Origin of the sequence: Flavihumibacter petaseus NBRC 106054, from assembly GCF_000974785.1 — a bacterium.
In the GTDB taxonomy this organism is placed as follows: domain Bacteria; phylum Bacteroidota; class Bacteroidia; order Chitinophagales; family Chitinophagaceae; genus Flavihumibacter; species Flavihumibacter petaseus.
In genome coordinates this window covers 875,588-893,889 of the sequence record NZ_BBWV01000003.1, presented here as the reverse complement: position 1 = coordinate 893,889, position 18,302 = coordinate 875,588, and the positions used below count along the sequence as shown (strand labels likewise).

The window sequence follows — 18,302 nt, the reverse complement described above, 5'->3', positions numbered from 1 at the left end:
AGTTTAATGTTTACCAAATTCATGGCTGTACTGGATCCCGATACCATAACTGCCGCCATACTTCACGAACAAGTCGGTTACGGCCTGGTAGGTTTCTGACCTCGCCCAGTCCCGCTGCAACTCCAGCACATACTGGGTGGACGTCAGCATCTTTGCACCGCCCTGGATCATGCGGGTGATCGCCATATCATGCGAAGCCTTGCTCACATCACCGCAGGCATCGGTGACCACATAGACCTCATAACCGTCTGCAATAGCCGAAAGTACCGGTCCCACAATACAAACGCTGGTCCATAAACCGGCAATCACAATTTTCTTTTTGCCTTTGGCCGTGATCGCTTTGAAAGCATTTGCATCTTCCCAGGCATTCATGGTGGAACGGTCGATATACGACGACGAGGCTTTGGGATAAAATTCCATTACCTCAGGAAATACCGGTCCGCTAAAGGTTTTCTCTGCTACCGTGGTAACGATGGTGGGCACTTTGAAGATCTTTGATCCACCGGCAATCAGTGCCACATTATTCCGTAAGGCTTCCACACCGATGTTTACCACGGGGAAGGCCATCTGGCTCTGGTGATCGATCAGCACGAGCGTGTGGTTGGAAGGCGTGAGCAACTCTGGGGAAGGTTTTTGAGCCCTGGCGGTAATCGCGGCCGTGAAGAGCAACAGGGCAAGCAGGGGCATGTGCAGTTTTTTCATTTTTTCATTTTAAGTGTTGTTGGTCAATATGAAACCGATTGCAACTAGGGTTGCGATAAAACAAACTTCAATTCGGACGCTGCATAGCGGAGGGCGGATTGCACGCCCGTCAACGGCGCCAGCGGGTTGAGCAGGCCGTAATCATGGATCATTCCCTGCATCCGCACCAGCGCTACACCGACGCCTGCGGCATTCATTTTTCTTGCGTAGGCTTCGCCTTCATCGCGCAGCACATCATTTTCTGCAGTCTGTACCAGTGCCGGGGGCAGACCCGCCAATTGTTCTGTGGTAGCCTGCAACGGTGCCGCATAAATTTCCCTGCGCTGTTCCTTGTTGATATAGCTGTCCCAGAACCAGATCATCATGTTTTTCGTGAGGAACCTGTCGGTAGCATATTCATTATAAGACACCGTTTCAAAATCGGCATCCGTAACGGGCCATAGCAACAGCTGGAATTTCAACGCGGGCCCTTTCCTGTCTTTCGCCATCAGCGCTACCGCTGCCGCAAGATTACCACCGGCACTATTGCCAGCTACTGCCATCCGCTTACCGTCTACCTTTAATTCGGCAGCATGTTCCGCCACCCATTTTGTGGCTGCATAACATTCGTTCAGTGCGACTGGATATCTTACTTCCGGCGAGCGGCTGTACTCAACAAATACGCAGGTTGCGCCTGAATGCAAAACCAGGTCACGCACCAGCCGTTTGTGCGTGGGAAAGTCTCCCAGCACCCAGCCGCCCCCATGGAAAAACAGGAATACGGGCAAGACGCCGGCCTGGCCAGTGGGCCGGATGGTGTAAAGCTTAACAGATAACCCATCCTGCTGAATGGTCCGCTCTCCTATTTCAACATCGCCGTCTTCCACTTTAACCGAGGTTTGTGCGCCTTCCAGCACCTTCCTGGCATCCGCTGGCGGCAGCGTTTCCAATGGTTTACCGCCACCGCCATTCAGGGCTTTCAGAAACTCTTTTGTCTGGCTTTCGATGTTGGGATCTGTGGCATAATCCGCTACAGTTGTTGTTTTGTTCATGTTAACATTGTCTTTAGGTTGATCGTTTTCCGGCTTTGATGCATTTCCATCTGAGCATGCGGTAAAGGCGGACAGTGCTATCAGTAGTATGATACTGTGTTTCATAACATCAATTGTTTATTGGCGCCGGATCCAGTTGAGGATATAATTCGCATCCTCCTTCCAGGTGGGCTGTCCCAGCACGAAATGATTCCTGTCTTGTTCGACGTATTCCGTTACGGAATTTTTGTTCTGATAACTGAGGTAAACTCTTTTGCACAAATGTGCAGGGATACAGTTGTCCTGCCGGCCGGCAAGTAATAGTAACGGCGGATGTTCTTTTTTGAAGTCGACATGCGCTGTGCTGGTCAGTCCGCCCCGGGCCGCTCTTTTGGATTCCGGTATAACCAGGTCATAGTAACTGTTTTTCTGAACCTCCAGCGGCATACCGTTGGTAAAAACATACTGCCATTTTTTAAATGGCATCAGGTAGGGTTCATCCAGCGAGGAGAAGAAGCCCAGTGTGGCTGCATTGGATTTCAGGAAAGAAAATTCATACGGAAATATTCCCTGCGGCGGAACGGCGTGAATGGCAACTGCGGCAGCGCCATATCCCCTGTTCAGCAGCACCTGGGCAAATAGGCCACCAAAAGAATGACCCATCAGGATCGGTTTTTCGGAAAGACCATTGATCACGTCAATATAACTGTCGATCGTCTGCTGCATGGTCAGTGAAGCGAGTTCCCTGTCAGGATGATTTAACCGCAGTGTTGCTGCGTCGGCCTCTTTATGGGGCCACGGCGGGGTAATGACCGTATAACCATACCCTTCAAAAAAATGTCTCCAGTCATTCCAGCAGGCATGACTCACATAAGCGCCGGTAATCATTACGATGGTCTTTGATCTGATCTTTGACATGATGGCTGAGTTTCCGACAAAACTATTTTCACCAGCGAGGCGGGTCAATAGACAAAAGACATCAACTGCTGTACAGAGGAGACCTCCTTTTTATACATCAATGCGCCTTGTCTGACCATTGACCCTACAGGAAGCTGCCGGTAGTTTTACACTATCAGCATTAAAAAAGCTAATTTGTATGAGAAGGATATTATTGATCACACTGCTGTTCCTGCAGGCACAACTGATGGCGCAAAAAACATCCACCATGTTCAATCCAGCTGCATCACCGACACTCGCTGCCCAAACAACCTTTGCCACCCTGCCCGGAAGAAACCTGGCGTACCGCACGGTCGGAAATGGGGAACCATTCATCCTCTGCAACCGTTTCCGGGGTATACTGGATTCCTGGGATCCAATATTCATCGACCAGTTGTCTGCCCATTACAAAGTGATTCTTTTTGATTATTCCGGCGTGGGATTATCCACCGGGGAACTCCCGCTGGAAATTGCGTCAGTGGCAAACGACGTCCGCGACCTGGCAAAACACCTGAAGCTATCGCGATTTATACTGGGCGGATGGTCCTTCGGTGGCGCCGTTGCGCAAACCTTCGCCGTTCACCACCCCGATATGGTGACGCAACTTATCCTCATCGGAACCGGTCCCGCCGGTGCCAATGAGCACAAACTCGATCCCCTGTTCATTGAGACAGCATCTCATGTTGTCAATGACCTTAAGGATTTTGAGATTCTCTTTTACGAGCCGGCATCTGCCACCAGCCGGGAAAAGGCCCGTGAAAGTTTCGACCGGATCGCCCTGCGGAAAACGGACCTGGATAAACCAGTACCACCGGAGGTATGGCCAAGGTATTTCAAAGCAGCTGCGGATTACAGGGCTGATCAGAATAATACCCGCGAAAAACTGGGAAAGCTGAACATACCGGTACTGGCGCTTTGCGGCGATCATGATATCTCCTTCCCGGTCCAGAACTGGTACGCGATGACGGGAAGCATGCCGAATCTTTTTATCAGCGTGTACCCGTCGGCGGGGCATGCCCCACAGGATCAGTATCCTTTGCTGTCGTTCCGGCTTATCCATGGATTCATACAGCAGCACCATGACTACCGGTCAAAATAACCTGATCATAGACGAGCTGCTCGCAAAGTATCAGCCTGTTATCGGTAAGGATTTTTACCGCTACCGGAATCATGTTACCCGGGTATACAGGAATTGCCTGCTGCTGGATCAGCAACCCGGCAACCAGGACAAATATGCCTATGCTGCGGTGTTTCATGATATCGGTATCTGGACCAATAACACCATTGATTACCTGCAACCTTCTATCGCGGTGGCCTGCGAATACCTTGCCGGTATTGGCAAAAAAGACTGGATAGCGGAGATTACCCTGATGATCTACTGGCATCACAAGATCACCCGGTACAATCGCCTGTATAAAGAAACAGTGGAGGTATTCCGAAAGGCGGACTGGATAGATGTTTCACTGGGTGTGCTGGCATTCGGGGCTACAAGAAGCAGGATCCGTGAAAACAGGGAACAATTGCCTAACCTGGGATTTCATATGTTCCTGCTGAGAAAACTGGGCAAAAACCTGCTGAAACATCCATTGAATCCATTGCCGATGTTCACGCGGTAAACGGCGCTCAGGAGATGCCCCGGTTTTTTTCGATCCCCAGTTTTCTGATCCTGGAGTTCAGGGTCGACGCATTCATACCCAGCAATTCAGCAGCTCCGCCGGAACCGAAGACTTTTCCATTGCATTTTTTCAGCACGGCAACAATGTGATCCCGCTCATTTTCCTCCATTGTTTTGACTCTTTCCGCATTATCGTTTTGCATACGCGAATGCTGGGAGAGATAAATATCCTTAATCACATTGCCCCTCGTGAGCAGGACTGCCCGTTCAATGGTATGTTCCAGTTCGCGGATATTGCCGGGCCAATCGTGGGCAGCCAGGGTACTGAGCACGCCCGCGGACACTTCCGGAACATTTCTGCCTGCTTTCCGGGAGTACAGGCCGACGAAATAATTTACGAGGGCAGGAATATCTTCCCTGCGTTCCCGGAGCGGCGGCAATGTTAACGGGAATACATGCAGGCGATAATACAGGTCCATCCGGAAGCGGCCTTCTGACATCTCCTTTAAAAGATTCCTGTTGGTCGCGGCGATTATGCGGATATCTACGGGTATTGGTTTAATACCGCCTACCCTTTCTATTTCTTTTTCCTGTAAAGCGCGGAGGATCTTTGATTGCAGGTCGACCGGCAGTTCACCGATCTCATCCAGGAACAGTGTTCCGCCAGACGCCTGCTCAAATTTCCCGATCCGTTTCTCTGTTGCCCCGGTAAATGCACCTTTTTCATGGCCGAAGAGGGTGGATTCAATAAGAGAAGCAGGTAAAGCGGCGCAATTGACTTTAATGAGCGGCCGGAGTTTCCTTGCGGAAAGCGCATGAATGCTTTCTGCAATTTTCTCTTTGCCTGTGCCACTTTCACCCAATATCAAAACGGAGGTATCTGCCGGTGCGACGATGCGCAGGTCTGCCAGGAGGTCCAGCAATTTAGGGCTGGAACCGATGATCTCTTCCAAAACGGAAGGGTAAGGTTCCTCCTTTTTTCCTTTAGCCAGGCCAGCTGTATTCCGGAGGAAAGATGCTGTGCTGTTCTCGTGCAGGTAGCGGGCTATCTCCAGTGTTACCAGTACATCTTTTTCGCGAAATGGTTTAACGAGGAACCCATACGGATGGGTTGCCTTGGCCGCTTCGAGGGTTTCCCTGTTGGAATTGGCGGATAAAAAAACGAAAGCAATTTTCCTGGCCTGCAGGATCCTGGCCAGGTCGATACCTGTCTGCTGACCAGTAAGAAAAATATCCAGCAATACGATATCCGGCGTTTCCTTTTCAATAAGCCCGAGCGCCGAAGTAACACTCCTTGCGATGCCGCACACGGTGTATCCTGCGCGTACCAGGATCATCTGCAGGTTGTTGGCTTCAATAAACTGGTCTTCTACTATTAATAGTTTGGTGCTGGTCATTGCTGGTCTGTAATCTTAACGGAAAACTTCAAGTTCCTTTTTATAGTCGGTAAAGCTCATTCCGCAATTGGATTTAAAAAACTTGCTGAAGTGTGCGCAGTCGTCGAAACCCAGGCTGTAGGCTATCTGTTTCAAACTGCTACCGGACCTGATCGCTTCCTTTTTAGCTTCCTGGATGATCCGCTGCTGAATAATTTCACTTGCTGTGCTACCGGAAACTTTTTTCACGATCTTATTGAGATAGCTTCTTGTCACACAAAGCTCTTGTGCATACTCGGCGACCATTTTTTTTCTAATGTAATGATTATTTACCAGCTGGATAAAGGATCTGACGATGCGCTGGTCATTAGTCGTGTTGTGCCAGTCGCGGCCAACCACCGTCAGCCTGGACAAATACAATACCAGTGTCCGGAAGAACGCCTGTAACATTTCGAGTTGCAGGTGGTGAACAGTTTTCGTTTCCTGCTCAATCTTAAGCAACAGTTCTTCAATCTCCTTATCGTTGTCGGCACCAGCTTGCATGGTCATGGCGTTTCCCAATCTGCTGCATTGTTCCAGCATGCTCACAAACACCAGTTTGCTGTCAGCCGCATGAAACAACTGCGGCGATACCGATAAATGATACCCTGTGGAACCAGCATAAAGGTCGATCATCCTTAATTGCCCGGGGCTGACAACATAAACGAGCCCGTTACCAAGAACATTCCGGTTGCGGTTGACCGTCAGATGGCCAGCGCCCTGGCTGAGCCAGATGATTTCATAGCGACTGGCAATGTCTTCCCTTATAACCCGCAGTGCTGAGATCCCAATATGTTCCGGGGCAGAAAGTGTTGGTAGCATGGTGATTGTTTTAGCTGGGTAAAATTTGTTACCCTACCGGATTCCAATTCGCATGCCCAAAAACAATTAACTGAAATTCAAATATTTGCAATAAAATCTCTGCCACATCAATTTGCATATTTAGCTAATTGGTGAAATATCGCTGTTGCGTAAAGTTTCCACCGGCAGGAAACTGACAGTCACGGTAGTGCCGTGATCGGATCGTAAGTCAAAATTTCCCATAATATCTCCGGTAAGTCCTTTCATCAGTCGCATGCCGAGCCCGGCGGGATTACCGGATTCCACACCCGGGGGCAGGCCGATACCGTTATCCTGTACGGTCAGGCAGAGCTCGCCCGATGGTTGCAGCTGCATGCCGATGGTGATCGCCTGACCGGATGCTTTAACCGGGAAGGCATACTTGATGGCATTGGTGATCGCTTCATTCAGGATCAGACCAATGGGAATAGCCTGTGATACGTCAAGTTTGACCGGCTGGAGCTGCAGCCGGAAAAGGATGTGGCCATCGCCCATGCTATCGCGGAGATGGATTACCAGCTCTGACAGGTAAGTATCCATCTGGATCGAGGCAATATTTTCTGATTGGTACAGTTTCTGGTGCACCAGCGACATGGCATACACGCGGTTGCGGCTATCCTGGTTGGCCTGGAGGGCTTTTTCATCGAGGTAAACGGATTGTGATTCCAGCAGGCTTACTACTGTTTGCAGGTTATTTTTTACCCGGTGATGTACTTCTTTCAACAACCAGTCTTTTTCTTCCAGCAGGCCTTCTTTCTCCCGGACGAGTCCCTCCAATACTTCATTCTTTTTACCTATGATCCTGGTGGCGGCCTGTTTTGACCGGTATTGCCAGAAAAGCAGTACTGCGATCAACGCCAGGAGGCCAACAAAAACGAAGGTAATGTTCCGGGTAAAGTTGGCTTCTTCCAGGCGGGCTTTACGATTGTCGATATCCGTTTTCAGTTGTGTAATGTTTTGCTGGCTCAGCAGCAGGTTCTTATCTTTTACCGCGGCGGCCGCATTCAGTGTCAGGAGTTCATTCTCTTTGTTTTTATTATCAAGCAGGAATTGCAGCCTGTTCTCTTCATACTCCCTGGATTGCAGTGCCTGGCTGTTTTGAAGCAGCAGGATAGTCTGCTGTTTCAATTTTACATCCTGCGTCATTTTCTCCGTTTCATACTGGAGCTGCAGTTCCTCGGCCTGCCGGAGCTTCGACACGGCATTCAGGGAGTCATTGATGGTTTTGCTTTTTTGAAGGTGCAGCATCGCCGACCGGAAATCACCCAGCGCCGAATCTGCACGGAAAGCCACCAGGTGCGCATCGGCAATTCCCTGTGTGGTCAGGTGGGCGTTTGTTTCCAGCACCCTGTTGATAAAAGTCCGGGCACTGGTCCAGTTACCACGGTCAATATACAGGTCGGCCAGGTTCCGGTTGATCGTAGTCTGGTAGGGCGTCTGGTACCGTTCGTGGTGGCTGGTTAATTCAAGCGCCTTTAAAAACGTTTCCTCCGCCAGTGCATAGTCTTTGAGGCCAGCGTACACCCTGGCCTGCGCAATGGTAGCAGTGGTCAGCGCAAACGGTGTTGGCGGTGGATAGCGACGCAAGGCTGTTTTTATTTCAGTTGACGCTTCGGCGGCCATACCCAGTTTCATCATGGCAATGATCTTGTAATGGTAGTTGAACCAGAAATTCTCCGCATCATCCCCCGCCCGCTTTTCCGCTTCATCTGCAGCACGGGTGTAAAACTGGTAACATTTTTCATTGTTTCCCAGGAGTTTATACAAAGTGCCCAGCAGGTTATAAATATCGATCGCATACTCGTCGCCGCCGGCGCTTTCCAGGTAACGCAGGGCATCCATTCCATACTGGGTCGCCCTGTTATAATGTCCCCTGTTCAGCAATTTTATTAACAGGTGATTATAGGCAAATCCTACATTCGCTGCCCCGGGCTTCGCTCCCAGGCGGGTGACCTGCACCAGGTACGGTTCGGCCTCATCCACCAGGTTTTCCACCATGAGGACGTAAGCGACCTGGTTATTGGCATTGATCTGCCGGTTCAGGTCACCCAGGGCCGTGCTGATCTCCAGCGTTACGAGGGCATATTCTTTGGCCTTTTTAAAATTTCTCGGCACCAAATTTCCGTCGTTATAATAGCGGCTGATATACCTGGCCACATCTGCTTTCAGCGAATCGGAAGACGACCCGTACAACTTTTCCATCTCCCTGATATTGCCTGCATCAAAGTCTTTATCCAGCTTATTCCGGTTCGCCTTAAACGACAGGGTGCCTGTGCCCTGCGCGGCCGCGGAGGTGCTAACCAGGAAAATCAATATGCAGATCAGGATTCTCATCGTGCAGGTAGCGTTTTGGAACAATCACAATTTACTGCAATACACTTTTATGGTTAGAGGGATATCGGCCGTAGCTTCTTCTGTACATCAATTGTCGCCTTTACTGCATTGTGCCCGATGGGCGGCGGCGCTATTTTTGAACCGATGGATACTGCACCCAGAATCATGTTACTGCTGCTGTTGTGCAGTATCCGTACCGGCGTTTATGGCCAGGCGATACCGTCATTCCAGCCCCTGCGTTTTGATGAAGATTACGCCGGGCTTAACAGAGACTCCACCGGCGGCTGGTATCGCCGGCTGAAATATACCCCACTGAATGCCGATAGCAGTGCATGGCTCAGTGTTGGTGGTGAAATGCGCTGCCAGTATTTCTATTTCCGGAATGAGAACTGGGGCAATACCGCCAAAGACAAAGATGGTTATTTGTTTTCCCGTGCGTTGTTGCATGCTGATTTGCATGCAGGAAAATACTTCAGGACATTTGTGCAATTGCAAAGCAGTGTTGCCATCGGAAAAAACGGTGATCGTTCTGCAGTAGAAAAAAACCCACTAGACCTCCACCAGGTTTTTTGCGAAGGCATTTTACCCATTGGATCACAGCAAAAGTTACTGTTAAGGGCCGGCCGCCAGGAATTGCTCTATGGGTCACAAAGACTGGTTGCTGTAAGGGATGGACCAAACAGCCGGCAGGCATTCGATGCCGTGCAGGTGAATTATATGACGAGGAACTTCCGGGCGGATGCATTTGTTTCGTGCTATGTAATACCCGGTAAACAAATTTTCGATGACGTCTTCAGCACCGATATTAAATTATGGGGCCTGTATTCGGTCGCCAATAAGGTACCGATATTGGGCAATATCGATTGCTATTACCTGGGGTTGTCGCGGCTGGCTGCAAACTTTGACGATGGGAAAGGGACGGAACGCCGTCATTCTGCCGGGTGCCGGATCTGGAAAAAAACCGGGAAATGGCAATATGATATCGAAGGTTTATACCAGTGGGGGCGATTTGGCAGTAAAAGCATTACTGCGTGGACTATCTCCTCAAATACTTTTTACCAGTTCGGCAGGACGCCCTTCGGCCCAGTGGTGGCCTTAAAAGCCGAACTGATCAGCGGGGACAGGAGCCCTGGCGATTCCCATCTAAATACGTTTAACCCTATGTTTCCCCGGGGTGGCTATCTCGGACTGGCAGCCCTGGTCGGACCATCCAACCTGGTGGATCTTCATCCCTCCCTGACTTTTACATTTTCCCGGGAGATCAATTTGTATATTGACTATGCCGCATTCTGGCGATTCAGTTCACATGATGGCATCTATGCTCCCAATATGGTTTTGATCTATTCCGGGCGGGGAACCTCCGAAACCTTTATTGGCCACCAATACGCCTCAGAACTGGCATTTAATCCTAATCCCTTTCTGTATTTCAGGTTGGAATTCACCTGGTTCAATACGGGGGCATATCTCAATGCAGCCGGACCGGGGAAAGACATCATTGTCACCGGGATAACAGGGCAGCTGAAATTCTGACCCGGGTTACACCCGCTTCTTCAGCCAGTCAATAATATCCTTCATTACGACCTCCCTGTCCAGGTCGTTGAGCAGGTCATGGTAATGCCCCTGGTACAATTTGAGTGTCTTGTCTGGTGAGGATGCCGTGTCATAAAAATACTGGCTGCCACTGGGTTTCGTGGCTTTATCCTCCGTACCATGCAAAATCAGCAGCGGCAGGGTAACCGAAGCCATTTCAGCTTTCAGCCTTTCATCTGCCAGCACCAGTTGCTGCACTGTTTTGGTGGGCTGCACTTCATTGGCGATCAGTGTGTCGTTGTTCATCTGGCTGACCACTGCCGGGTCACGGGAGAAATCCTCATTTTTTAATTTGAGTACATGCGCATGAGGGAATACATGGCTCAGCCCTTTCAATACGGCCAGCGCGAAATCCGGCGCCGGTACCTGGAAAGCAAAGCTCTCACAGATAAAGCCGGCCAGTTTTTCCTGGTGATCCAAAACATAAATGGAAGACAACACGCCGCCTGCACTATGTCCCAGCAAAAAGGTTGCTTTGCCGGGATGCGCGTCCTGCGCGATGCTCACCAGCTTGCCGAGTTCCAGTGCGAACTGGCGGTAATCGCTGATATAATACCGTTCGCCGTCAGAATAACCACGGCCGGGAAAATCGATGGCAAATACTTCAAATCCCTGTGCAGTCAGCTGTTCAGCCGCCCATTGAAAATAGCCGCTGTGAGAATTGAAGCCATGGGCGAAAACTACCAGCGCTACCGGCGGTGCTGCAGTTGTCCAGCGCTTATAGGCAACATTGCCTTCATCTTCAGACAAAAAAGTATCGGTTACAAATTGTTCAGTCACAGACATTGCGGAGAAATTACAGGAAGAAAACTGGTTTACCCATTAAATATAATCCAAATACGGGCTCACAAATTCCCTTTTGCGTGTTACCATTTTCTGATCCTTTTCATTAACTTCCATGTCACAACGTTATTCGTTGCCCTGAACCTTAAACACCCGGATGCGCACCATTATCCTGATCAGCTGGCTCACCCTTATTGCCGGAGGCATTTGCAGGTTATTCTGGCAGCAGGAATGGAAATACCGCTTACCCACACCCGTCCCCGCCAATTATCACGCCGTTGCACAGGGAAGCCAGCTTAGTAATCAGGCGCTCTTACCGCAAACCCCAAACGATCAAACCCCCACCTACGCTGAAGCTTCGGTGGGCAAAGCAAACAGCAAACCTGTTTTCCTCCATTTCTTCAACCCTGACTGTCCCTGCTCCCGGTTCAATATGCCGCAGGTAAAGGAACTGATCCGGGAATATGGCGACCAGGTGAATTTCATTGTGGTGGCGCTGGCTAAAGAAAATTGGACACCTGAAGCGATTCAATCAAAGTTTGACCTTTCCGTACCTGTCGTAACGGACAGTGCCCTCGCAGCAACCTGCGGGGTATATTCCACACCGCAGGCTGCTATCATTGACGCCGAAAAAAAATTATTCTACCGCGGTAATTACAACAGGACCCGTTACTGCACTGATCCAAAAACCAATTTCGCACAGATAGCCCTCGAAGCCCTGCTGGCACGCCAGCCCATGCCTTTATTCGGCGATGCCGCCTTCAAAAGTTATGGCTGCGAACTGCCGGTAACCCACAATCCCCTATGAACGCAATCACACATGAACTGAAAGAACTCAACCAACGGCTTACCAGGAAGGCAGACCGGCAGATCAACTATTTCCTGGCCTGCTATTTCGGATGCGGTTTGCTGTTAGCCATCCCTTACGACACCTGGGTCATCGCCACCGGTGTCGGCGCGCTTTGCCTGGTTGCCTACTATTCGGCCAAACTGCTCCTGCCCCATTCCAACGTGTACCAATACGTGCTCTCCACCATCATGGGTGTCTTTATGGCCCAATACATCTACCAGATGCACGGACTTTTCGAAATGCACTTCCTCGCCTTTATCGGCAGTGCCATCCTCATTACTTACCGCAACTGGAAGCTGCAGATCCCCCTGGCACTCGTCGTCATCATTCACCATGCCGCCTTCGGTTACCTCCAGTATATCGGGTACGACAAAATCTATTTCACACAGCTCGGGTACATGTCGCTGGAAACCTTCCTGATCCATGGTTTCCTGGCCACCGTTATTTTCTTTCTCTGCGGCCTCTGGGCATATAACTTTAAAGTGGCCGCTGAACAGCAGGCTGCCCAGGCCAGCGAAATTGAAACCATCTTCCACCGTGTGGATGAGGCGCTGTTTTCCTACGATCCCGTCATCAGGAAAGTATTGAAGATCTCCGCCGCCAGCGAGCGCATTTTTGGCTACACGCCATCGGAAATCATGCACGACGACTTCGACTGGGAAAAAATCATCTACCCCGACGACCGCTATATTGTTGCGGAAAATGAAGCCCGGCTGCAATCGGGCAACAGCCTGCAATTCCATTACCGCATCATTCACCGTGACCGCAGCGTCCGCTGGGTGGAGGTGAAACTGATTCCCACCCTCAGTCCGTTCGGCACCGTGGTGCGGGCAGACGGCATCTGTAAAGACATCACGGAAAAAGTAGATCTCGAAAAGAAATTGTCCGGGGAAAGAAAACTGAAACAGCAGCAGATCACTGCTGCGGTGATCACCGCACAGGAAAATGAACGCGCTTTCCTGGGACAGGAACTGCACGACAACATCAATCCTACCCTCGCCACTGCGATGCTTTACATCGATTCCGCATTGGCAGACGGCGACAACAGGATTGAGCGGTTGAAAGAAAGCAAAGGCTTCATCAATTCCGCACTCAATGAGATCCGCGATCTGTCGAAATCACTCGTTCCACACCCGGTAAAAGCCATCAGCCTGAAAGATACAATCCGCGATATGCTCTATCATGTGAACCAGATGAGCAGGATTAACGTGGAAATGGAATTCGATGGCATCGACGAATCCATTTTGCCCGACAAACTGAAACTGACCCTCTACCGGATCCTGCAGGAACAGGTGAACAATATCCTGAAACACGCGCAGGCGCAGACGATCATCGTTCAACTGAGTGAGGAAGATGGCACCCTTCAGCTGACGATCAAAGACGATGGTATCGGCTTCGACGTGACACAGGCCCGCGATGGCGTTGGCCTGCAGAATATTACCAGTCGCACGGATCTTTTCAACGGTAATGTGATCATCAATTCCTCACCGGGGGAAGGGTGTGAGCTGATCGTGCGTTTCAATAACAGTAGTCTTCGGACCGTTTAACTTCGGTTGCTGCTGCAGAAGAGGGGGTGTCCTTTTCAGAATTGAGGTAATTTATAAAATTCTCTGAAACGAGCCACCAGGCTGCATTCTGTGAAAATAAACGTTTACCAACCAGTTATTCGCGATAACGCTTTCTACCCACAACTATCAAACCGGTGGGCTATAGTCCTGTGCGTTTTTCCATTGCCTCAGGATACCGCTCACCCACCACTTCAATCTTTTCCAGCGCGAACTGAATCTTAACGAGATCAGCAGCCGATAGCGTGACAGACGCCGCGCCGAGGTTTTCTTCAAGGCGGTGGAGTTTGGTAGTGCCTGGGATGGGAACGATCCAGGGCTTTTGTGCGAGTACCCAGGCCAGGGCGACCTGTGCAGGAGTGGATTTCTTTTCAGCAGCTACGGCACTAAGGAGGTCAATGAGCGATTGATTGGCGGCCAGGGCCTCCGGGCTGAAGCGCGGAAGCATCTTCCGGAAATCGTCGTCGGCAATAGCGGACTGCGCGGTGAGTTTCCCGGTCAGGAACCCCCGCCCCAATGGGCTATAGGCTACGAGCCCAATGCCCAGTTCCTGCAGCGTTGGTATAATTTCTTTTTCTGGGGTTCTGGTCCAAAGCGAATATTCATTCTGCAGCACACTCACCGGCTGTATGGTATGCGCGCGGCGGATCGTCTGTGCCCCTGCTTCCGATAGTCCGAAGTATTTTACTTTCCCTTCCAGTATCAGGTCTTTTACAGCACCGGCAACATCCTCGATGGGAACGTCAGGGTCGACGCGATGCTGGTATAACAAGTCAATGGTGTCGATCTTCAGTCGCTTCAGGGAAGCTTCGGCAACTGCACGGATATGCTCCGGACGGCTGTTGACGCCTACCTGCTGTCCATCCCTGATATCGAATCCGAACTTGGTGGCAATGATCACCTTATTGCGAATAGGCGCCAGCGCCTCTCCCACGATCTCTTCATTGGTGAAGGGACCATACACTTCAGCAGTGTCGAATAGTGTGACGCCGCGGTCCGCAGCATTTCTTACCAATGAGATGGCGGCCTCTTTGCCGATATTGCTGTTGTAGGCATAGTTCAGGCCCATACAGCCGTACCCGATGGCTGCTACTTCAAGTCCCTGTTGACCTAATTTTCTCTTTTCCATATGAACGGAATAACAACCTGAACGCGAAAGGGTTTAGTGGTCCGCCGCAGGTGCTTCCTTTTTGCAAATGATAAGGTAGAAGGGAAATTGTTCGTCCACCTCCTGGATAGTGGAGAGACCGTAGGCGCGGAACTCTTTTCCGATGGCCTCGCGGTTGTAGAAGTAAAGCCTGGCACCTTCAAAGATCTCGTAGCGGTCTTTGCTGATCAGCTTGCCCTTGCCATAGTTCTTTGCAGTTTTGGAGATCACACTGAATACCATATACCCGGGAGTTGCCAGTTGTTGCCAGCAATCGCTGATCAGTTTTTCCCTTTCGGACTGATCGAACAGGTGAATCAGGGCATAACAGAAGATCCCGTCGTATTGACGGTGATTAAAAGGCATTTCGGTTACTGATCCATGGTAGATGGTCAGGCTGTCGCCGTAATGTTTGCGCGCAAGGTCGATGGCGGTCTGGGAAATTTCAATGCCGGTGACGGACATATTATTGCTCCGGAAGATCTGTGCATTCCTGCCGTAACCAATGCCGGGGATGAGTACATCGCGTACCCCTTTCTCTACAAAAAGATCTTTCGCGATGACTGCAGATTTTGCCGGCTCAAAGCCCCACATTTCCTGCTTGTCGCTGAAGGCAGCTTCCCAGAATTCAGGTTGTTCCATTTCAGCCTAACAATAATTATTGCAAATAGGTTGCAGCAAAACTGCCGCTACAGTAATTTAGGAGCCATCCGAACGCTGTGAAAATAAAAAAAACCATCAGGCTGATCGAATATGCCCAAGGGATACCACACCTGCTTTTCCTTACTTCCATTATAATTACTGGCTGGAATTTAGGCTGGCATTATTTAACGCTGGTAATTCCGGTGACGCTATCATTGTTGTCGGCCTTGCTGCTCCGTTATATAATCACGCCACGCTTCATCCGGAAAAGTGCCGATCCGGCATTGGTCCTTGCAGTTTTGCGCCAGTTGCACATCGACGTAAAAAAAACAACGGGACCCGGAAAGGTAAAGTCCGGCGATAATTTTCAGCTAACCGATCCAACAGAATTATTTCTCCTGGAAAATAATCTACCGGCCAGCATCAATACCAACAACCTGTCCCTCCTTCCGGTTATCCTGGCAAGCTCGTTCGTGCTACCCGGGTTTCTGCTCGGTATTGGCCTTATTTTTGTTATTTGCCTGGGAATTTTTGGAGTCCTCCTGGCGTTTCTGATAAAAACTACCTGGTCATCCCGGATGGAATCTCCTGTTATTTTCTTTGAAGAAGAAGGACTGATTTATCACCAGTTACGAATCCCCTGGACTGCTCTACTCGATTGGAGATTACAATGGAATAGCCGGTATATCAAAAATCATATTTTCCTGATATATTATGACAATAGTCAGCGGCAACAGGAAATCGCCATTTCCACTTCCAATATCAATTGCGATAGAATTGATTTCCTAATGCTGTTGAATTATTATAAGGAAAAGTATAGGCGTCATGAATAATTTTCATGCGGTATTTTGCATTTAACTATTTTTTCTTGATTTATTTTCCTTCCATCCTTAGCTTCGTCACCCCGACCCATCCGCGACTATTGAGATGAAAGGCAAAATAACCATTGTGCTGTTGTTGTTATCGCTGGTAACCTTCTTCGTTATCAGGCCTTTTATTGTCGACGGCAGAAATGGACTACCGGGTATGATCACAGCGGTGCTCCGCGTACCACATGCACCAGCTCCACAGCAATCTGTACTGAAAAAAGATGAAGCCGCCCACCAGCATGCCCTGCACATGAGTGCCTGCGATGACACGAACTTCCGGAAAGTTGCTTCTCCCACCCTTTTCAAATTATTCCGCCCAGTCTTTCATACGCCGCTGTTGCTCCTGCTTGGGCTGGCAATTATACCGGCGCTGATAGCCGTAATCCAACCGCGCGGCCTCTTTGAGATCCTTCCCCAACACAGGCATTTCGACGCCCTGTGCCTGCTGCGCATCTGATACGTTGGTCTTTACACTGGCAATCCTTCCGGATTACACCTTAAATCATTGAACATCCGCCCGGAGTGGCAGGACTTCCGCTGCACCATTTCCACACCGGAGATGATCAGCCATTACAATATACCCCAACCCCGTTCGCATAACCCCGTTTCATGATGAAAAGACTATTCTTGTGGCTCGGCCTCGCCGGCAGCAGCCAAGGTTTCGCCCAGCAGTCACCCGCTCAGCCGGCGTTGCCGCTTCAGCGTTTACTACAACAGGTGGAAGCCGGTTACCCCTCTATCAAAGCCCGCCAGGAAATGGCAAAGGCAGGCAGTTACTATGTAGCTGCTGCTGAAAAGAATTTCCTGCCGGAACTGACCGCCGGCCAGCAGTTCACCTATTCCACCAACAACGGACTGGTCGGTTCCTTCTACAACAATGAAGGCACCACGATCTCCACGTCGGGCGGTGTTCGCCCGGAAAATATCTATGAAGGCGTGTTCGGCAGCTTTACCACGCTGTCGGTCAACTGGCGCATTTTTACTTTCGGCCGCCTGCAACAGGAGGTAAACTATGCCCGCTCCCAGGAACAACTCGCCAAAGATGATATCAGCAAAGAGATCTTCCGGCAGCAAATCACCGCCGCCGACGCCTATCTCCGCCTGGCCCTGCTTCAGCGCCTTCAGTGGGTGCAGCAGCAAAACCTGAGCAGGGCCGCTACTTTTCAGCAATATGTATTAAGCCGGGCCAAAGCGGGACTCTTACCCGGTGCAGATTCCTCCTTTGCCAATGCTGAAGTTGCGAAAGCCCGGATTGCCCTGCTGCAAAGCAACCAGGCCACCCGGCAGCAACGCATTTTCCTGCAACGGCTCACCGGCATTGCAGCCGACAGCATCATCGCAGATACGACCTTCTTTTCCCGGCGGCTTCCCGCCACAACAGCAGCCGATTCGCTGGCCATTGCGCAACACCCCTTCCTGCAATACGCAACACAACAGGTAAAGGTGGCCAACGAAAAACAACTGGCAGTGAAAAAAAGCATATTGCCTTCAGTGAACCTGCTGGGCATGGGCTGGGCCCGCGGCTCCGGTATCGACCGCGAAACCAATGCCTACAGCAGCAAACTCTCTGACGGCATCCCCTGGCAGACCTACAACTATATGGGCGCCCTCGCCATCAAATGGAATATTCTATCCCTCGCCAAAAACAAACAGGAAGTGCACGCTGCGCAGGCAGTAGCCGCTGCGGCCAACGCCCGGCGCACCGAACAACAGCTGGCGCTCAATGCCCAGCTCGATGATGCCCGCCTGCAATACCAGCTCGCCTGGGAACAGACAAAACTGGCGCCTGTTCAGTACCAATCCGCCAGCGACGCCTGGCAGCAATCGAATGCACGCTACCAGGCTGGCCTCGCCACACTGACCGAGCTCGTTCAAACGCTCTATGCACTGAACCGGGCTGATGTAGATAAAACCATCGCCACGAACAATGTCTGGCGGGGATTGCTCCTCGAAGCAGCGGCTACCGGCAACATCAACCTATTTACGAACCAGGTTCAACCATAA

The 18,302-nt window shown here is 50.5% G+C and carries 17 protein-coding genes; 8 read left to right on the top strand and 9 right to left on the bottom strand.

The genetic code is table 11. The features are described from left to right. Positions 1 to 3 precede the first annotated feature (3 nt). From FPE01S_RS19085 to FPE01S_RS19075, 3 genes are read right to left on the bottom strand one after another with little or no spacing between them, the layout of a single operon-like run. The gene (locus FPE01S_RS19085) at positions 4 to 702 is read right to left on the bottom strand and encodes a hydrolase (protein WP_046370575.1); all 699 of its coding nucleotides are present in this window, start codon (positions 700 to 702) and stop codon (positions 4 to 6) included. A 44-nt stretch (positions 703 to 746) separates the two neighbouring features. Continuing rightward, positions 747 to 1,838 carry an alpha/beta hydrolase gene (locus FPE01S_RS19080; RefSeq protein ID WP_245624025.1) on the bottom strand — a complete coding sequence of 364 codons (1,092 nt, stop codon included), beginning with the start codon at positions 1,836 to 1,838 and terminating at the stop codon, positions 747 to 749. 12 nt (positions 1,839 to 1,850) lie between these two features. Next, entirely contained in the window at positions 1,851 to 2,630 is a 780-nt protein-coding gene (locus FPE01S_RS19075; RefSeq protein ID WP_046370574.1) for an alpha/beta hydrolase, read from the bottom strand. Positions 2,631 to 2,808: 178 nt separating this feature from the next. Between FPE01S_RS19075 and FPE01S_RS19070 the strand changes: the two genes are divergently transcribed. Both FPE01S_RS19070 and FPE01S_RS19065 read left to right on the top strand, forming a co-directional pair. Then, a complete protein-coding gene (locus FPE01S_RS19070) occupies positions 2,809 to 3,747 on the top strand; it encodes an alpha/beta fold hydrolase (protein ID WP_217998236.1) in 939 nt (312 codons plus the stop codon). Continuing rightward, positions 3,728 to 4,264: a hypothetical protein gene (locus FPE01S_RS19065; RefSeq protein WP_046370757.1), complete on the top strand. Its 537-nt coding sequence runs from the start codon at positions 3,728 to 3,730 to the stop codon at positions 4,262 to 4,264. The genes FPE01S_RS19070 and FPE01S_RS19065 overlap by 20 nt, the downstream gene beginning before the upstream one ends. Before the next feature lie 7 nt (positions 4,265 to 4,271). On the opposite strand, the gene FPE01S_RS19060 is transcribed toward FPE01S_RS19065, so the two are convergent. The 3 genes from FPE01S_RS19060 to FPE01S_RS19050 all read right to left on the bottom strand — a co-directional run bounded on the left by FPE01S_RS19060 (position 4,272) and on the right by FPE01S_RS19050 (position 8,852). Next, positions 4,272 to 5,660: a sigma-54-dependent transcriptional regulator gene (locus FPE01S_RS19060; RefSeq protein WP_046370573.1), complete on the bottom strand. Its 1,389-nt coding sequence runs from the start codon at positions 5,658 to 5,660 to the stop codon at positions 4,272 to 4,274. Between the two features lie 15 nt (positions 5,661 to 5,675). Next, a complete protein-coding gene (locus tag FPE01S_RS19055; protein WP_046370572.1) occupies positions 5,676 to 6,500 on the bottom strand; it encodes a helix-turn-helix domain-containing protein in 825 nt (274 codons plus the stop codon). 120 nt (positions 6,501 to 6,620) lie between these two features. Further along, complete coding sequence (locus tag FPE01S_RS19050; protein WP_046370571.1) at positions 6,621 to 8,852, bottom strand: tetratricopeptide repeat-containing sensor histidine kinase; 2,232 nt, start codon at positions 8,850 to 8,852, stop codon at positions 6,621 to 6,623. 165 nt (positions 8,853 to 9,017) lie between these two features. On the opposite strand from FPE01S_RS19050, the gene FPE01S_RS19045 reads away from it, so the two are divergent. Continuing rightward, positions 9,018 to 10,382: an alginate export family protein gene (locus FPE01S_RS19045; protein ID WP_046370756.1), complete on the top strand. Its 1,365-nt coding sequence runs from the start codon at positions 9,018 to 9,020 to the stop codon at positions 10,380 to 10,382. A gap of 6 nt (positions 10,383 to 10,388) precedes the next feature. Here the strand turns inward: FPE01S_RS19045 and FPE01S_RS19040 are convergent, their stop codons facing one another. After that, a complete protein-coding gene (locus tag FPE01S_RS19040) occupies positions 10,389 to 11,228 on the bottom strand; it encodes an alpha/beta hydrolase (protein ID WP_046370570.1) in 840 nt (279 codons plus the stop codon). Positions 11,229 to 11,382: 154 nt separating this feature from the next. Between FPE01S_RS19040 and FPE01S_RS19035 the strand changes: the two genes are divergently transcribed. Then, positions 11,383 to 12,033: a DUF6436 domain-containing protein gene (locus tag FPE01S_RS19035; RefSeq protein WP_046370569.1), complete on the top strand. Its 651-nt coding sequence runs from the start codon at positions 11,383 to 11,385 to the stop codon at positions 12,031 to 12,033. Continuing rightward, on the top strand, positions 12,030 to 13,622 hold the full coding sequence (locus FPE01S_RS25115) for a sensor histidine kinase (RefSeq protein WP_052956015.1): 1,593 nt from the start codon (positions 12,030 to 12,032) through the stop codon (positions 13,620 to 13,622). Before FPE01S_RS19035 ends, FPE01S_RS25115 begins: the two co-directional genes overlap by 4 nt. Before the next feature lie 160 nt (positions 13,623 to 13,782). Here the strand turns inward: FPE01S_RS25115 and FPE01S_RS19025 are convergent, their stop codons facing one another. Beyond that, complete coding sequence (locus tag FPE01S_RS19025; RefSeq protein ID WP_046370568.1) at positions 13,783 to 14,769, bottom strand: aldo/keto reductase; 987 nt, start codon at positions 14,767 to 14,769, stop codon at positions 13,783 to 13,785. A gap of 33 nt (positions 14,770 to 14,802) precedes the next feature. Beyond that, the gene (locus tag FPE01S_RS19020; RefSeq protein ID WP_046370567.1) at positions 14,803 to 15,429 is read right to left on the bottom strand and encodes a class I SAM-dependent methyltransferase; all 627 of its coding nucleotides are present in this window, start codon (positions 15,427 to 15,429) and stop codon (positions 14,803 to 14,805) included. 77 nt (positions 15,430 to 15,506) lie between these two features. Between FPE01S_RS19020 and FPE01S_RS19015 the strand changes: the two genes are divergently transcribed. The 3 genes from FPE01S_RS19015 (at position 15,507) to FPE01S_RS19005 (ending at position 18,302) form a co-directional block, all read left to right on the top strand. After that, positions 15,507 to 16,262 (top strand): hypothetical protein, encoded by a 756-nt coding sequence (locus tag FPE01S_RS19015; protein ID WP_046370566.1) that lies wholly within the window; start codon positions 15,507 to 15,509, stop codon positions 16,260 to 16,262. 94 nt (positions 16,263 to 16,356) lie between these two features. Beyond that, positions 16,357 to 16,755, top strand: coding sequence for a hypothetical protein (locus tag FPE01S_RS19010; protein ID WP_046370565.1), 399 nt, complete (start codon positions 16,357 to 16,359; stop codon positions 16,753 to 16,755). Positions 16,756 to 16,907: 152 nt separating this feature from the next. Then, positions 16,908 to 18,302: a TolC family protein gene (locus FPE01S_RS19005; protein WP_046370564.1), complete on the top strand. Its 1,395-nt coding sequence runs from the start codon at positions 16,908 to 16,910 to the stop codon at positions 18,300 to 18,302.

Bases quoted from the DNA above. Each gene is read 5' to 3' on its own strand.
- FPE01S_RS19085 (WP_046370575.1), bottom strand. From the start codon at position 702: ATGAAAAAACTGCACATGCCCCTGCTTGCCCTGTTGCTCTTCACGGCC.
- FPE01S_RS19080 (WP_245624025.1), bottom strand. From the start codon at position 1,838: ATGAAACACAGTATCATACTACTGATAGCACTGTCCGCCTTTACCGCA.
- FPE01S_RS19075 (WP_046370574.1), bottom strand. From the start codon at position 2,630: ATGTCAAAGATCAGATCAAAGACCATCGTAATGATTACCGGCGCTTAT.
- FPE01S_RS19070 (WP_217998236.1), top strand. From the start codon at position 2,809: ATGAGAAGGATATTATTGATCACACTGCTGTTCCTGCAGGCACAACTG.
- FPE01S_RS19065 (WP_046370757.1), top strand. From the start codon at position 3,728: ATGACTACCGGTCAAAATAACCTGATCATAGACGAGCTGCTCGCAAAG.
- FPE01S_RS19060 (WP_046370573.1), bottom strand. From the start codon at position 5,660: ATGACCAGCACCAAACTATTAATAGTAGAAGACCAGTTTATTGAAGCC.
- FPE01S_RS19055 (WP_046370572.1), bottom strand. From the start codon at position 6,500: ATGCTACCAACACTTTCTGCCCCGGAACATATTGGGATCTCAGCACTG.
- FPE01S_RS19050 (WP_046370571.1), bottom strand. From the start codon at position 8,852: ATGAGAATCCTGATCTGCATATTGATTTTCCTGGTTAGCACCTCCGCG.
- FPE01S_RS19045 (WP_046370756.1), top strand. From the start codon at position 9,018: ATGTTACTGCTGCTGTTGTGCAGTATCCGTACCGGCGTTTATGGCCAG.
- FPE01S_RS19040 (WP_046370570.1), bottom strand. From the start codon at position 11,228: ATGTCTGTGACTGAACAATTTGTAACCGATACTTTTTTGTCTGAAGAT.
- FPE01S_RS19035 (WP_046370569.1), top strand. From the start codon at position 11,383: ATGCGCACCATTATCCTGATCAGCTGGCTCACCCTTATTGCCGGAGGC.
- FPE01S_RS25115 (WP_052956015.1), top strand. From the start codon at position 12,030: ATGAACGCAATCACACATGAACTGAAAGAACTCAACCAACGGCTTACC.
- FPE01S_RS19025 (WP_046370568.1), bottom strand. From the start codon at position 14,769: ATGGAAAAGAGAAAATTAGGTCAACAGGGACTTGAAGTAGCAGCCATC.
- FPE01S_RS19020 (WP_046370567.1), bottom strand. From the start codon at position 15,429: ATGGAACAACCTGAATTCTGGGAAGCTGCCTTCAGCGACAAGCAGGAA.
- FPE01S_RS19010 (WP_046370565.1), top strand. From the start codon at position 16,357: ATGAAAGGCAAAATAACCATTGTGCTGTTGTTGTTATCGCTGGTAACC.
- FPE01S_RS19005 (WP_046370564.1), top strand. From the start codon at position 16,908: ATGATGAAAAGACTATTCTTGTGGCTCGGCCTCGCCGGCAGCAGCCAA.